Genomic DNA, 15,353 nt, shown 5'->3' with positions numbered 1-15,353 from the left:
GCAGGCGCATTTCGGCCCCGGGGTGCCGCCTGGAAGGCGTGGCCCAGTAACGTGGTCGCGGGCGTGACACCGTCGGGTGAAGCCGGCAGCGGGGAGTCGTTCCGTCCTCAGTGCAAACGAAAATCAGGCAGTCCTTAGACAGGCGAGCCCCGTCGGGCGAGCCAGTACCAGGAGACACCGGTGAGCGCCGAAGGTCGTTTGATCGCGGGCCGGTACCGCTTGCAGCAAAAGATCGGTAGCGGCGCCATGGGCGTGGTGTGGAAGGCCGTGGACGAGCGCCTCCACCGCACGATCGCCGTCAAGCAACTGCTGCTGCAGCCCGGTTACACCCCCGAAGAAACCGAGGAAGCACGTCAGCGGTCGATGCGCGAGGGTCGCATCGCCGCCCGCCTCCAGCACCAGAACGCCATCGTGGTGTTCGACGTGGCCGAGGACGAGGGCCAGCCGGTGCTGGTCATGGAGTACCTGCCCTCGACGAGCCTGGCCGCGGTCATCGACGAGCAGGGCGTGCAGCCGCCGATGCGGGTGGCCCGCATCGCCGTCCAGGTGGCCGGGGCGCTCGCCGCCGCGCACATGGCCGGCATCGTCCACCGCGACCTCAAGCCGGGCAACATCCTGCTCGGCGAGAACGACCTCGCCAAGATCACCGACTTCGGCATCTCGCGCGCCATCGGCGACGTCGCGGTCACCAAGAGCGGCATCCTCGCCGGCACTCCCGCCTACCTGGCGCCGGAGGTCGCGCTGGGCCGCGACCCGGCACCCGCTTCGGACGTGTTCTCGCTGGGTTCGACGCTGTACGCGGCGATCGAGGGCGGTCCGCCGTTCGGCACCGACGAGAACGCGATCAGCCTGCTGCACCGGGTCGCGCGCGGCCAGTTCGAGCCGCCGCGCCAGGCCGGGCCGATGACCCCGGTGCTGATGCAGATGCTGTGCCCGGACCCGGTCGACCGGCCGACGATGGCGCACACCCGCGACCTTCTGCAGGCCGTCCTCGACGGCCGTCCGGTGCCCAACGCGGCCCCGGGCGCCGGTGCGGGCTGGCAGCGCCAGCAGCAGGCTCCCGCGCCGACCGCGCCGCACGGCGGGGCGATGATGGCGCACCAGGGCATGGGCGGCGGCGCGAACCCGCCCACCCGCGTGGGTGCCGCCGGTCCGGTGGCCGCCGCCGCTCCGCCGCGTCGCGGTGGCAAGCAGGTCGCGCTGTGGATCGTGGCGATCGTGGTGGCGATCCTGGTGGGCGTGCTCGCCGCGAACGCCTTCGGCTCCGGCTCGCGGAACCAGGGCGCTCCGTCGTCCGCCCCCGTGCCACCGCCGGCCGCTCCGCCCGCGCCGACGAGCTCGGCCACGCCGACGTCCACGAAGTCGACGGCACCGACGAGCAGTCACGCCCCGACGTCGAGCGCGACGAGCACCAACAAGCAGGTGACCAAGGAAGAGCTGGTCTCCACGGTCAAGAGGTACTACAAGCTGGTGCCCGAGAACCTGGACGAGTCCTGGAAGCTGCTCGGCCCCAGCCTGCAGTCGCAGGGCAAGGACCGCTACGAGGCGTTCTGGAAGCAGATCGACGACGTCAAGATCATCGGTGAGCCGGTGCAGTCCGGCGCCAACGTCGTGGTCACCCTGCAGTTCACCAAGGACGGCAAGAGAAGCACCGAGATGCACGTCCTCGGCATGGTCGCCAACACCGACGGAGACGCTCTCATCAACACCGACAACCGGAGCTGATCAGGCCGCGACCGCGATCTCGGTCAGGCAGTCGATCAGGGATCTCGCCGCAGGCAGGTCGGCGACGGCCTCCCGGACGGCGACGTGGAGGCCGCGGACCGGCTCAGGATTGGTGACCGCGCGGATCTCCACGTCCGGGTGCACCACGTCCAGACCCAGCTGCGGCACCAGGGCGACGCCCAGGCCCGCCGCGACGAAACCCTGCGCGGAGTAGGTGCTGTCGGTCTCCAGCGCGACGCGCGGGGTGAAACCGGCGCTGGCGTAGGCGTCCCGCAGCAGCCGCGAGCAGATCCCGCCGCTGGTCACCGCGCTGTTGATCCAGGAGTCGTCGGCCAGCCTCGCCATGTCGACGCTGTCCTGCTCGACCTGCGGGTGGGAGCGGGGCAGCACCACTCGGTACGGGTCGTCGGCCAGGTGCACCAACCGCACGCCGTGCCGCTGCGGCACCGAGTCGTCGAGCACGATGACCGCCAGGTCCGCCTCGCCGGCGACGACGTCGTCGAGCAGGCCCTCCTCCTGCAGCTGCAGGTCCAGCTGCACCTCGGGATGCTCGGCGCGGAACTTGGCGACCGCCTGCGGGATCAGGCCGACGGCCGCGGTGGTGAAGAACCGCACGCGCAGCAGCCCGGTCCGGCCCGCGCGGATGTCGGCGAGCTCGACCTCGGTCTCGTTGAGCACCTCGGAGATCTGCCCCGCCCGTTCGGCCAGCAGCGTGCCCGCCGGGGTCGGGCGCAGGCCGCGACCCACCTTCTCCAGCAGCGGGGTCCCGGCCTCCTTCTCCAGCGTGGACAGCTGCTGGCTGATGGCCGAGGGGGTGAACCCGAGGTTGGACGCGGCGGCGCTCACCGAACCGCTGGTGACCACCGCGCGCAGGACCTGCATCCGCCTGACGTCGAGCATGCGGCCGATGCTACAGCAATGCTTAAAGGTTCGTTGAGATTAATTCGCTTGTTCTTACGCCTCGGCTTTTGCAAGCTGGTCCTGACAACTCGACGGCACTGGGGAGCGGCGATGAACAACCCGACCAGCTATCTGCGACTGGGCGCGCTCGCGCTCTTCTGGGGAGCGAGCTTCCTGCTGATCAAGATCGGGCTCGAAGCCATGTCGCCGACCCAGATCGCGCTGGGCCGCATCGTGCTGGGCGCGCTGACCCTGCTGGCGATCTGCGCGGTGCGCGGCCTGCGCATCCCGGGTGACCGGAACCTGTGGCGGCACATCGCCGTCGCCGCCGTCTTCGCGAACGCGCTACCGTGGGTGCTGCTGGCCGTCGGCGAGCAGAGCGTCGAGTCCGGGCTGGCAGGCGTCCTCAACGCGACGACGCCACTGTGGACGGTGCTCTTCGGACTGCTGGCCGGACGTGAGGCGCTGCCACCGCGTCGCGCCGCCGGACTGCTGATCGGATTCCTCGGCGTGCTGGTCATCTTCGCCCCCTGGCAGGGCGGCGCGATGCTCGGCTGGGGCGTGCTCGCGTGCGTCGCCGCGTCGGCGAGCTACGGCATCGGCTTCGTCTACACAGGACGGTTCATCGCCGGGCGGGGCACACCACCGCTGGTCCTGGCGAGCATGCAGCTCACCGCCGCGATCGGCTTCTCGCTGCTCGCGCTGCCGATCGACGGGCTGCGGATGGTGCACTGGGATCCGGTGGCACTGCTGGCGGTCCTCGCCCTCGGCGTCGTCGGCACCGGCATCGGCTTCGCGCTGAACTACCGTCTGATCGGCGACGAAGGCGCCACCACGGCGTCCACCGTCACCTACGTCATGCCGATCTTCTCGGTGCTGCTCGGCTGGCTCCTGCTCGGCGAGCAGCTCCCGCTCCGGGTCCTGCTCGGCATGGCCGTGGTCCTGATCGGCGTCGCCCTGACCCACCGCAAGAGCTCAGGCCCGTCGATCGCAGGCCGTCTCTGGACGGCCCTCAACCGAGCCTCGCACCTCCAAGCGGACCTCGCCACCAACCACCCGATGAAGTGACCCTCCCGCCGATCAATTCGAATTTCGCGCGAAATTCGAGTGCCGAAGTTCGCGTTCGAATTTCGCGCGAAATTCGAATCACCCAGAACTCAGACGAGGCGTCGGTCCGAGGCCCAGCGGGAGAGCTCGTAGCGGTTGGAGAGCTGGGTCTTGCGCAGGACGCTGGAGACGTGGGTCTCCACGGTCTTGACCGAGATGAACAGCTCGGACGCGATCTCCTTGTAGGCGTAACCGCGCGCCAGCAGGCGCAGGACCTCCCGCTCCCGCCGGGTGAGCAGGTCCAGCTCGGGGTCACCGACGGGTGCCGCGTTCGGGCCCTCGGAGAAGGCGTCGAGGACGAAACCGGCCAGGCGCGGCGAGAACACCGCGTCTCCGGCCTTCACCCGGGAGATCGCGTCCACCAGTTCGCGTCCGGAGATGGTCTTGGTGACGTAACCGCGGGCGCCGCCCCGGATGACCGCTATGACGTCCTCGGCCGCGTCGGAGACCGACAGGGCCAGGAAGACGATCTCGCTCTTGTCGTCACCGGACCGGGCGCGGACCTGCCGGAGGACTTCGGCACCGCCGCCGTCGGGCATGTGGACGTCGAGCAGCACCACCTCGGGCCGGTAGTGGCCGATCCCGGCCACCGCCTCGGCGACCGAGCCCGCTTCGCCGACCACCTCGACGGCGTCGGCGGCGGCGAGCTCGGCGCGCACCCCGGCGCGGAACAGCGCGTGGTCGTCGACGAGGAACACCCGGACCGGGCCGGACTCCTCGGTGGCTTCACCGGTCACAACATCCTCCGCAACGTCGTTTCCCCTGGCAGGCTACGCTTCACGCCGCCGACCTGGGCATTTCCATGGCCACCTCGGTGCCCTGACCGGGCGAGGTGCGCACCTTGACCTTGCCGCCGTGCCGCTGCATGCGGCCGCGGATCGAATCGGACAGCCCGTGCCGGTCGTCGGGAACGGCGTCCGGGTCGAACCCGGCGCCGCGGTCGCGCACGAACACCGACACCAGTTCCGGCTCGACCTCCGCGTAGGCGCTGACCTCGCTGACCCCGGCGTGCTTGGCGGCGTTGACCAGGGCCTCCCGGGCCGCGTTGAGCTGGGCGGTGAGCCGGTCGTCGACCTCGCAGTCCCCGACGACGACCTGCTGCACGGTGATCGCGAAGTGGTCCTCCACCTCTCCGCAGATCCGCGCCACCTCGGCGGCGAAGGTCCCCTTGCTCGCCACCTCGGTCTCGGCTCCGTAGCCGTCCGGGCCGTAGAGCCAGCCGCGCAGCTCGCGCTCCTGCCCCCGGGCGAGCCTGCGGACCTCGCGCTCGGAATCGGCCTGCTTCTGGATCAGCGCCAACGTCTGCAGCACCGAATCGTGCAGGTGCGCGGCGATCTCGGCGCGCTCCTGGGAGCGGATGCGGCTGGCCCGCTCCACGTTGAGATCGCGCACCAGGCGCACCCACCAGGGCACGGTGAGCACGGCGACCCCGACCAACGTGGCGCCGGAGGCGAGCAGCCCGGTCGGCAGCGCGTCCAGCGAGGTCGTGCTGCCCACCAGCAGGGCCATGCCGAGCACCACCAGCACCGCGCCGGACAGGACGCGGATCCAGGCGCTGCGCGCACCCGATCCCAGCAGGGCGCCCGCGACCCCGGAACGGGCTCCCTGGCGCCAGCGGCGGCGTTGCGAGTCGTCGGCCTCCCGCCACACGACGGCCGCGCCCACCAGGGCGACGACCAGCGGCACGGTCAGCCAGGCCGGCATCGACAGCACCGCGCCGAAGGCGACCAGCGCACCGACGCCGAGCAGCACGATCCCGAATCCCTGCTGCCACTCCTGCCTCGTCGCCGGGCGCGACCCGCCGCCCTGCGGCACGAACACCCACAGCAGCGCGTAGGCGAGGATTCCGGCACCGCCCAGGGCCGAGAGAATCGCGAAGGTCATCCGCACCCACAGCACCCGGACGCCCAGGTGCTCGGCCACGCCCGCGCACACCCCGGCCAGCAGCCGCCCGTCGCGGGTCCGCCGCAACTGCGGCTGAGCGGGGTGCGCCTCGTCGGCGGAGTGACTCACGACGTTCAGCCGGTCGGTCCGCAGCGGGTTCACCTTGTGCTGAGCGCGCGGAGTCTTCTCGTCGGGGGCCATCACGTCATCGATGGTCACACGGTCGGGCGCCACCAGGCATCAGGGACTGCCCTGACAAACCCGGAAACGGCCCGGTTCCGGGTCGCACTCAGGGGCGTCCCCGATACCCGCGAACCGCGCCGGATCGGATAGTGGTCGGTATGAACAGCACGCAGCAAGCCGGTGGTGTCGAGGCCACCGTGCGCGACTTCTGGGCCACCAGGCCCGTCCGGCCGACCGCCGGGAGCAAGGCGGCCGGTGTGTCGGCGGCGATCGCGCGGCGCTACGGCGTCGACCCGATCCTCGTGCGCGTCTCCTTCGTGGTGCTCACCTTCTACGGCGGCGCCGGGATCGTCCTGTACATGCTGGGCTGGCTGCTGTTCCCGAAGGAGGCCGCGCCGCTGCCCGGTCAGACGACGCCGCGCCGCGAACCCACCCGGACCTGGATCGCGGCCGTGCTGGTGGTCCTGCTGTTCCCCGGGATGCTGTGGATGATCAACTCGATGGCGGTGCTGGGGCTGGCTGCGGGGCCGATCGCGCTGTACTTCCTGCACCGGAACCAGGGCGACCGCCAGGTCACCGGGACGGAGAACCCACCGCCGCAGGCGACGCCGACCGGCGAGAACACCTGGGTCTACCCGGGCGTGGCCCCGCAGCAGCAGACGCCGCCCGCGTGGGACCCGCTGGGGGCTGCGCCGTTCGCGTGGGACCTCCCGGAACCGCACGAGCCCGAACCGCCGGAACCCCAGAATCGGCGCTTCCGCTGGTACAACCCGGCCGCGCTGCTCGTCACGTTCGTGTGCACGACGGTCATCGCGTCGATGGGCGCACCGGCCTACTTCGTGCTGGCGACCGCGCTCGGGCTCCTGGGCGTGGCGATGGTGATCGGCGCGTTCCTGCACGTGGGACGCTGGCCGATCGTGATCGCCGTGCCGCTGACGATGATCGCCCTGCTCGCCTCGGTGGTGCACCAGGAGCGGATCAGCGACATGGACGTCGCCGACTTCGGCGTCGGCGACGTGCGGTTCGCCCCCACCTCGACCTCCCAGGTGTTGCCGAACTACGACCGCTCCGCCGGAACGATCGACCTCGACCTGTCCCAGCTGCAGATCAGCAGCGGCCAGGTCGTGCACACCAGCGCCAACGTGGGCGCGGGTCACGTCCAGATCCGGGTCCCCTCCACTGTGGACGTCCGGGCGGAGTGCGCTGCCGACGTGGGCGAGGTCGACTGCTTGAACCGGTACGCCAATGGCCCGGACCTGCACCAGACGATCAACGACCAGGGCCCGGACGGGCCCGGCGGCGGGGAAATCGTGCTCACCGCGACGGCGGGCACCGGAAACGTGGAGGTCATCCGTGACTGACGAGACCAAGCCCTACGACGGACCCGACCCGATCCTGCTGATCGCGGGCACCATCTCGGCGATCATCGCGGCCGCCGTGGCGCTCGACCTGGAGAGCCAGTTGCAGTGGATCCTGGCCAGCGCCGCGGTGCTCGTGGGTATCGTGCTGCTGGTCATCTCACTGCGCAAGCGAAGCGACTGAGATTCCCAGTTGCACCGCGGTTTTCGCGGACGATGGTGAAGTTCTCCGGGAATTTTTCCCGTTCCTGCTCCGAACGCCGATCTGTACTCTTCCAAAACTCGCCAACACCCTCCGGGTGCGGTGCCGGTCTGCTGATACTGCGGTCTTGATCGATCCGAACAGCGTTGCTCCCCACAATCCCCGCAAGGAGCTGCCATGACCAGGAACCGCGTGCTCGCCGGCGGTGCCGCGCTCGCCCTGTTCGCCTCGCTCCCGTCCGCCGCGGCGGCGAGCCCGAGCGAGGCGCCGAAGGACGTCAAGCCGCGCGCCGAGGTCTTCTTCGACGACTTCTCCGGAAGCGAGCTCGACCGCTCGAAGTGGCAGGTCGAGGTGACGGGCGAGAACTTCGGCACCGTCAACAACGAGCAGCAGGCGTACGTCGACTCGCCCGAGACGATCTACATCGACCACGACGGTGGCACCGGTGCGCAGAACGGCGCCTTGGCGCTGCACCCGCGCTACAAGCAGGGCTTCCAGGCCCCCGACGGCGGCACCTACGACTTCGTGTCGGGCCGGGTGAAGACCGAGGACAAGTACGAGTTCACCTACGGCAGCTACTCCGCGCGCATCAAGCTGCCGGAGAACGCCACGGCGTCCGGTCTGTGGCCCGCCTTCTGGTCTTTGGGCACCAGCATCAACGAGGGCAAGCCGTGGCCCGAGTGCGGCGAGGTCGACGTGATGGAGCACGTCGGCGAGCCGTGGACGAGCTCGGCCATGCACGGGCCCGAGTACAACGGCAACACGCCGATCACCCACCAGCAGAACTTCGAGGGCAAGGACCCCGCCGACTGGCACACCTACCGGGTGGACTGGACGCCGGAGGGCTTCACCTTCTTCCTCGACGACACCCAGACGTACCAGGTCACCAAGCAGGAGTTCGACAGCAACGGCTGGACCTGGGTCTTCGACGACCCGCAGTACATGATCCTGAACTTCGCCCTCGGCGGCCAGTACCCGCAGGGCGTCAACGGCGTCACCGAGCCCTACCCGGGCCTCCCCCAGGAGAGCGTCGACAAGGTCAAGAACGGCACGGCCCGCTACCTCGTCGACTGGGTCAAGGTCGAGCAGTGAGGCACTGACGAACGACGAGAGAGCCCTTCTGACGAGCCGGTCAGAAGGGCCCTCTCACACGTCAGGCAAGCACCGGAGGTGCTTTCTCAGTACCCCACGAAAGCAACTAGCACCGCCGCGGGTTCTGACCGGCTCTCTGGGGAGGACAGCCGTAGCGCCGCGTATCTCTCAATACTCAAGTCTCGGATCCCGGAGCCAGAGAGCCGCTCAGGTTCCGCTACCCGCACCGACAAGCAAACCGACCGCAGAGCAGTTCAGTCCAAAAAGGACGGTCACTCCCACTCGATGGTGCCTGGGGGCTTGGACGTCACGTCCAACGTCACCCGGTTCACATCGGCGACCTCGTTGGTGATGCGGGTGGAGATCTGCTCCAGGACGTCGTAGGGCAACCGAGTCCAGTCCGCGGTCATCGCGTCCTCGCTGGACACCGGCCGCAGCACGACCGGGTGGCCGTAGGTGCGGCCGTCGCCCTGCACGCCGACGGAGCGGACGTCGGCCAGCAGCACCACCGGGCACTGCCAGATGTCGCGGTCCAGGCCGGCGGCGGTGAGCTCCTCGCGGGCGATGGCGTCGGCGGCGCGCAGCGTCTCCAGCCGACCCGGGGTGACCTCACCGATGATGCGGATGCCCAGGCCAGGGCCGGGGAACGGCTGCCGGTGCACGATCGTCTCGGGCAGGCCCAGTTCCAGGCCGACCCGGCGGACCTCGTCCTTGAACAGCGCGCGCAGCGGCTCGACCAGCGAGAACTGCAGGTCTTCGGGAAGCCCGCCGACGTTGTGGTGGCTCTTGATGTTGGCAGCACCGGAACCGCCGCCGGACTCCACGACGTCCGGGTAGAGGGTGCCCTGCACCAGGAAGTCGATGTGGTCGCCCTCGGCTCCGGCTTCGGCCTGCAGGTCGCGGGCGGCCTGCTCGAAGACGCGGATGAACTCGCGACCGATGATCTTGCGCTTCTCCTCGGGGTCGGTGAACCCGGCGAGGGCGCCCATGAACCGATCGACGGCGTCGATGGTCACCAGCCGGACGCCGGTGGCGGCGACGAAGTCCCGCTCGACCTGCGCCCGCTCACCCGCGCGCAGCAGGCCGTGGTCGACGAACACGCAGGTCAGCTGGTCGCCGATGGCGCGCTGCACGAGCGCGGCGGCGACGGCGGAGTCCACGCCGCCGGACAGACCGCAGATCGCGCGGCGGTCGCCGACCTGCTCGCGGATCGCGGCGACGGTGTCGTCGACGATGGACGAGGTCGTCCACTGCGGGCGGACTCCGGCGATCTCGTGCAGGAAGCGGCGCAGGACCTCCTGGCCGTGCGGGGAGTGCACGACCTCGGGGTGGTACTGCACGCCCGCCAGCCGGCGCTCGACGTTCTCGTACGCCGCGACCGGGGTGTCCTTGGTGCCCGCGGTGACCTGGAAACCTTCGGGGGCCTTGCTGACCGAGTCGCCGTGGCTCATCCACACCGGGTGGTGGCCGGGCAGGTCGTTGTGCAGCCGACCGCCGTCCCCGCTGATCTCGACCTCGGTGCGGCCGTACTCGCGGGTGCCGGTGTGCTCGACGGTGCCGCCGAGGGCGGCGGTCATCGCCTGGAATCCGTAGCAGATGCCGAACACCGGGATCCCGGCGTTGAACAGCTCGGGATCGACCTGCGGCGCACCGTCGGCGTAGACGCTGGAGGGGCCCCCGGAGAGGACGATCGCCGCGGGATTGCGGGCGGCGATCTCGGACACCGGGGTGTCGTGCGGCACGACCTCGGAGTAGACCTGCGCCTCGCGCACGCGCCGAGCGATCAGCTGGGCGTACTGGGCGCCGTAGTCGACAACGAGAACAGGCCCGTTGGCGCTGTTGCTTGCGGAACCGGACACGTGGTCGCCGACCTCCTTGGCCATCGCAGTGCGGTCCGGTCATTGTCGCAGGTAACGAAGGCCACAACCGCATCGACCCAGGGATTGCGCCGACCCCGCCGCCGGCCGCGGCGACGACGAGGCCGCCGCAGCCACCCGCTTCACCTGCACGCGCACCCCGGCATCGGGTCACACGATTTCAGTGGAAACCAGGTTCCCGATTTCCACTGAAATCCGGGACCCGATTTCCACTGAAATCCGATGACCTGGGTGACCTCAGACGATCGGGAGGCGGAGGGCCGCCGGGGCCGACGGCGGGACGGCCGGCGACTTGGGTTCGACCGGGGCGATCTTCCGGTAGCCCTGGGACTGGTCCGGCCGGGAGTCGGGCTCGCCCTTGTTCGGCCACAGGGAGAAGGCGCGCTCGGCCTGGGCGGTGATGGTCAGCGACGGGTTCACGCCCAGGTTCGCGCTGACCGCCGAGCCGTCCACGATCGACAGCGTCGGGTAGGACCACGCGCGGTGGTACGGGTCGATGACGCCGGTTTCCGGGCTGTCGCCGATCGCGCAGCCGCCGAGGAAGTGCGCGGTCAGCGGGATGTCGAACATCTCGCCCCAGGTGCCGCCCGCGATGCCGCCGATCTTGTCGGCGACCAGGTCGTTGGCGCGTTCACCGGCCGGGATGTAGCTCGGGTTCGGCGCGCCGTGCCCCTGCTCGGAGGTCAGGAACCGCTTGCCGAACATCCGCTTCACGCTGGTGGTCAGCGAGTTGTCGAGGCTCTGCATGACCAGCAGGATCACCGTGCGCTGGCTCCACTTGCGCACCGAGAGCATCCGCAGCGACAGCAGCGGGTTCTCGCGCAGGAACCGTCCCAGCTGCTTCCACCGCGAGCCGTTACCGCCCTTGGTCGCGGGGATCTGCAGCAGTCCCATCGCGTTGGCGCCCTTGGTGTAGCGAACCGGCTCGATGTGGGTGTCCTCGTCGGGGTGGAACGAGGAGGTGATCGCGACACCGGTGGAGAAGTCGCGGTCCGGGTCGACCTCGCTCACCTGCGAACCGATGATCGCCTCGGAGTTGGTGCGGGTCAGCTTGCCCAGCCGCTTGGACAGCCGCGGCAGGTCGCCGTTGTCGACGCTGCCGTGCAGCAGGTTCTGGGTGCCCCAGGTACCGGCGGCGACCACGACCTGGTCGGCGCTGAAGATCTTCGGCCTGCGGTTGAGCTTCGCGCCGGTGCGCGAGGTGGCGATCCGCCAGCGCCCGTCGGCGCCCTTGCCGAGCCGGTTGACCGTGGTGAGCGGGATGATCTCCGCTCCGGCCCGCTCCGCGAGGTACAGGTAGTTCTTGACCAGCGTGTTCTTCGCCCCGACCCGGCATCCGGTCATGCAGGCGCCGCACTCGGTGCAGCCGGTGCGCGCCGGTCCCGCCCCGCCGAAGTAGGGGTCGCCGTCGGTGCGGCCGGGTTCGTTGAAGTACACGCCGACCGGGGTCGCGTGGAACGTGTCGGCCACGCCCATGTCCGCGGCGACCTGCTTCATCACCACGTCGTGCGGGGTCTCAGAGGGCTGCTCGACCACGCCGAGCATCTTGGTGGCCTGGTCGTAGTAGGGCGCCAGCTCGGACTCCCAGTCGGTGATGTGCGCCCACTGCGAGTCCTGGTAGAAGGGCTTGAGCGGCCGGTAGAGCGTGTTGGCGTAGTTCAGCGATCCGCCGCCGACGCCGGCCCCGGCGAGGATGAGCACGTCGCGGAGCATGTGGATCCGCTGCACGCCGAAGCAGCCCAGCTGCGGGGCCCACAGGAACTTGCGCAGGTCCCAGGAGGTCTTCGGCAGCTCCTCGTCGGAGAACCGGCGACCCGCTTCGAGCACCGCGACCCGGTAGCCCTTCTCGGTCAGGCGCAGAGCGGCAACACTGCCGCCGAAGCCCGAACCGATCACCACCACGTCGAAATCGGTACCGCCATCACCACGTTGTGCCATGCGCGACAGACTAAAGGAACCTACTGGTCAGTAGCTAGTCCCGTTCCGGGGTGTGGGAGGTGAGTTTCGGGCTGAAAACCCGTCACCCGCGCAGCATCAGACCGACCTTCTGGAACTCCTTGAGGTCGCGGTAGCCCGTCTTGGCCATGGCCCGGCGCAGGCCGCCCATGAGGTTCAGCGTTCCGTACGGGTCGCTGCTCGGGCCGAACAGCATCTTCTCCAGGTCGGCGTCGGTCCCGGCGAAGCCGACGATCTCGCTGCGCGGCAGGTTCGGGTGCGCGGCGGCGGAGGTCCAGTAGTAGCCCTGGGCGGGCGATTCGGTGGACTCGCTGAGCGCCTCGCCCAGCATCACCGCGTCGGCACCGCAGGCGATGGCCTTGGCGATGTCACCCGAGTAGGAGAGCCCGCCGTCGGCGATGACGTGCACGTAGCGGCCGCCGGTCTCGTCCAGGTAGTCGCGGCGGGCCGCGGCGGCGTCGGCGACCGCGGTCGCCATCGGCACGCCGATGCCCAGCACCTGCGTGGTCGTGGCCGCGCGGGACTGGCCGAAGCCGACGATCACACCGGCGGCACCGGTGCGCATCAGGTGCATCGCGGTCCGGTAGTCGCCGACGCCACCGGCCACCACCGGCACGTCCAGCTCGTTGATGAAGCGCTTGAGGTTCAGCGGCTCGCCGTCGCGGGCCACGTGCTCGGCGGAGATGATCGTGCCCTGCACGAACAGCAGCTCGACGCCCGCGGCCAGCAGGTCGGGGGTGAGCTCCTCGGCGTGCTGCGGGCTGACGCGAGCCGCGACGGTGACACCGGAGTCCTTGACCTGCCTGAGTGCCTCGCTGAGCAGGTCCAGCCGGATCGGCGCGGAGTGCAGCTCCTGCAGCCGCGCGATCGGCGCCTCCAGGTCGCTGCTCTCCTCGGCGAGGCGGACCACGTCGGCGAGCTTGTCCTCGACGTCGGTGTGCCGGGCCCACAGGCCCTCGGCGTTGAGCACGCCCAGACCACCGAGCTCGCCCATGCGCACCGCCGAGGCGGGCGAGACGACGGCATCGGTCGGATGCGTGATCGCCGGGATGTCGAAGCGGTAGGCATCGATCTGCCAGGCCAGCGACACGTCCTTGGACGATCGGGTGCGCCGCGAGGGCACGATCTCGACATCGTCCAAGTCGTAGCCGCGCATCGCGGTCCGGCCCATGCCGATCTCAACCTGATCGCGCACCGTGTGTCCCTCCTAGCAGCGGATGTCCAGCGAAACATTCTCTCCGCAGGCCCAGAACTCCCGCTGGCCGGGTCCCACGATCACGCTCAGCGCACAACACAACTCACACCGTCAGGCAGCGGCGAAGCCGCACTCCGCAGCAGCAACCCGACGCAGCGCACGTCAGGCAAGCGGCGAAGCCGCTTCCTCAGCAACCCACCCGAGCAACCGGCACCGCCGCAGGTTCTGAGCGGCTCTCTGGCGAGGACGGCCACTCCGCCGTGCATTGGCCATGCATCAGGAGTGGCACCCGCAGCCCAGAGAGCCGCTCAGGTTCTGCCACCCGCACCGCTCAGCAAAACGACCAGCCGATCAGCGCGTCGTGTAGTTCGGGGCTTCTACCGTCATGGTGATGTCGTGCGGGTGCGACTCCTTCAACCCGGCCGCGGTGATCCGCACCAGCTTGGCCTCCTGGAGCTCCGGGATCGTGGTGGAACCCGTGTAGCCCATGCCGGAGCGCAGACCACCCACGAGCTGGTCGACGACCTGGGACAGGGGGCCGCGGAACGGGACCCGGCCTTCGATGCCCTCCGGGACCAGCTTGTCCTCGGAGAGCACGTCGTCCTGGAAGTAGCGGTCCTTGGAGTAGGACTTGGCCTGGCCGCGCGACTGCATCGCGCCCAGCGACCCCATGCCCCGGTAGACCTTGAACTGCTTGCCGTTGACCAGCACCAGGTCGCCGGGCGACTCGGCGGTGCCTGCGAGCAGGCTGCCCAGCATGACCGAGCTGGCACCGGCGGCGATGGCCTTGCCGATGTCACCGGAGTACTGGATGCCGCCGTCGCCGATGATCGGCACACCGGCCGGCTTGCAGGCGACGCTGGCTTCGTAGATCGCGCTGATCTGCGGGACGCCGACGCCGGCGACCACGCGGGTGGTGCAGATCGAGCCCGGACCGACGCCGACCTTGACCGCGTCCGCGCCCGCGTCCACGAGCGCCTGCGCGCCCGCGCGGGAGGCCACGTTGCCGCCGATGACGTCGACGGAGTTGCCCAGTTCCTTCTTCAGGGTCGAGACGGTGTCCAGCACGGCGCGGGAGTGACCGTGGGCGGTGTCCACGATCAGCACGTCCACACCCGCGTCGACCAGAGCCATCGCGCGCTCGTGCGAGTCCGCGCCGACGCCGACGGCGGCGCCGCACAGCAGCCGGCCGTCGGGGTCCTTGGTGGCGCTCGGGTACTGCTCGGTCTTGACGAAGTCCTTGACGGTGATCAGGCCGCGCAGCTTGCCCGCGCCGTCGACGATCGGCAGCTTCTCGATCTTGTTGCGGCGCAGCAGGCCGAGCGCCGCGTCGGCGGTAACGCCGACCTGCGCGGTGATCAGCGGCGCGGTGGTCATGACCTCGCGCACCTTGCGCGTGTAGTCGACCTCGAAGCGCATGTCGCGGTTGGTGATGATGCCGACCAGCGTGCCGTCGGGGTCGGTCACCGGGACACCGGAGATCCGGAACCGGGCGCACAGCGCGTCGACCTCGGCGAGGGTGTCCTCGGGCGAACAGGTCACCGGGTCGGTCACCATGCCCGCCTCGGAGCGCTTGACGACCTCGACCTGCGACGCCTGCTCCTCGACGGAGAGGTTGCGCTGCAGGATGCCGACGCCGCCCTGGCGGGCCATCGCGATCGCCATCCGAGCCTCGGTCACGGTGTCCATCGCGGCGGACAGCAGCGGGACGCGGAGGCGGACGTTGCGGGAGAGCTGGGTCGAGGTGTCCACCGCGCTCGGGATGACGTCCGACTCGTCGGGCAGCAGGAGCACGTCATCGAAGGTCAGACCCAGCGTCGCGAACTTCGAGGGGAGGCCGGGTGCGGAGAGTTCGCTGGTCATGGCGAGGGATG

Annotated in this window: 12 protein-coding genes; 5 read left to right on the top strand and 7 right to left on the bottom strand. The window is 69.9% G+C overall.

The window, feature by feature from the left end:
- Positions 1 to 180: 180 nt before the first annotated feature.
- Positions 181 to 1,725, top strand: a complete 1,545-nt coding sequence (locus tag AB0J91_RS11795) for a serine/threonine-protein kinase (RefSeq protein ID WP_363866990.1) — start codon at positions 181 to 183, stop codon at positions 1,723 to 1,725.
- Here the strand turns inward: AB0J91_RS11795 and AB0J91_RS11790 are convergent, their stop codons facing one another.
- Entirely contained in the window at positions 1,726 to 2,625 is a 900-nt protein-coding gene (locus tag AB0J91_RS11790; protein WP_363866987.1) for a LysR family transcriptional regulator, read from the bottom strand.
- A 111-nt stretch (positions 2,626 to 2,736) separates the two neighbouring features.
- Between AB0J91_RS11790 and AB0J91_RS11785 the strand changes: the two genes are divergently transcribed.
- Positions 2,737 to 3,693 carry an EamA family transporter gene (locus AB0J91_RS11785; RefSeq protein ID WP_363866984.1) on the top strand — a complete coding sequence of 319 codons (957 nt, stop codon included), beginning with the start codon at positions 2,737 to 2,739 and terminating at the stop codon, positions 3,691 to 3,693.
- An 89-nt stretch (positions 3,694 to 3,782) separates the two neighbouring features.
- Here AB0J91_RS11785 and AB0J91_RS11780 read toward each other — a convergent pair whose 3' ends face one another.
- Together AB0J91_RS11780 and AB0J91_RS11775 are read right to left on the bottom strand one after the other, a co-directional pair.
- On the bottom strand, positions 3,783 to 4,469 hold the full coding sequence (locus AB0J91_RS11780) for a response regulator transcription factor (RefSeq protein ID WP_363866981.1): 687 nt from the start codon (positions 4,467 to 4,469) through the stop codon (positions 3,783 to 3,785).
- A gap of 40 nt (positions 4,470 to 4,509) precedes the next feature.
- Positions 4,510 to 5,835 (bottom strand): PspC domain-containing protein, encoded by a 1,326-nt coding sequence (locus tag AB0J91_RS11775; protein WP_363866979.1) that lies wholly within the window; start codon positions 5,833 to 5,835, stop codon positions 4,510 to 4,512.
- Positions 5,836 to 5,957: 122 nt separating this feature from the next.
- Here AB0J91_RS11775 and AB0J91_RS11770 point away from each other — a divergent pair, with 122 nt between their 5' ends.
- The 3 genes from AB0J91_RS11770 to AB0J91_RS11760 all read left to right on the top strand — a co-directional run bounded on the left by AB0J91_RS11770 (position 5,958) and on the right by AB0J91_RS11760 (position 8,451).
- Complete coding sequence (locus tag AB0J91_RS11770; protein ID WP_363866976.1) at positions 5,958 to 7,160, top strand: PspC domain-containing protein; 1,203 nt, start codon at positions 5,958 to 5,960, stop codon at positions 7,158 to 7,160.
- Positions 7,153 to 7,341: a hypothetical protein gene (locus AB0J91_RS11765; protein ID WP_363790384.1), complete on the top strand. Its 189-nt coding sequence runs from the start codon at positions 7,153 to 7,155 to the stop codon at positions 7,339 to 7,341. Before AB0J91_RS11770 ends, AB0J91_RS11765 begins: the two co-directional genes overlap by 8 nt.
- A gap of 195 nt (positions 7,342 to 7,536) precedes the next feature.
- Positions 7,537 to 8,451, top strand: coding sequence for a glycoside hydrolase family 16 protein (locus AB0J91_RS11760; protein ID WP_363790386.1), 915 nt, complete (start codon positions 7,537 to 7,539; stop codon positions 8,449 to 8,451).
- Positions 8,452 to 8,723: 272 nt separating this feature from the next.
- Here the strand turns inward: AB0J91_RS11760 and guaA are convergent, their stop codons facing one another.
- The 4 genes from guaA to guaB all read right to left on the bottom strand — a co-directional run bounded on the left by guaA (position 8,724) and on the right by guaB (position 15,342).
- The gene (gene guaA / locus AB0J91_RS11755) at positions 8,724 to 10,334 is read right to left on the bottom strand and encodes a glutamine-hydrolyzing GMP synthase (protein WP_363866973.1); all 1,611 of its coding nucleotides are present in this window, start codon (positions 10,332 to 10,334) and stop codon (positions 8,724 to 8,726) included.
- Between the two features lie 231 nt (positions 10,335 to 10,565).
- Positions 10,566 to 12,266 (bottom strand): GMC family oxidoreductase, encoded by a 1,701-nt coding sequence (locus tag AB0J91_RS11750; protein WP_363866970.1) that lies wholly within the window; start codon positions 12,264 to 12,266, stop codon positions 10,566 to 10,568.
- Positions 12,267 to 12,348: 82 nt separating this feature from the next.
- Positions 12,349 to 13,479 (bottom strand): GuaB3 family IMP dehydrogenase-related protein, encoded by a 1,131-nt coding sequence (locus AB0J91_RS11745; protein ID WP_363866967.1) that lies wholly within the window; start codon positions 13,477 to 13,479, stop codon positions 12,349 to 12,351.
- A gap of 351 nt (positions 13,480 to 13,830) precedes the next feature.
- Positions 13,831 to 15,342 carry an IMP dehydrogenase gene (gene guaB / locus AB0J91_RS11740; RefSeq protein ID WP_363790394.1) on the bottom strand — a complete coding sequence of 504 codons (1,512 nt, stop codon included), beginning with the start codon at positions 15,340 to 15,342 and terminating at the stop codon, positions 13,831 to 13,833.
- Positions 15,343 to 15,353: the final 11 nt, after the last annotated feature.

It is taken from the genome of Saccharopolyspora sp. NPDC049357 (assembly GCF_040677225.1).
In the GTDB taxonomy this organism is placed as follows: Bacteria; Actinomycetota; Actinomycetes; order Mycobacteriales; family Pseudonocardiaceae; genus Saccharopolyspora.
This window is presented reverse-complemented; position numbering and strand designations above follow the sequence as displayed.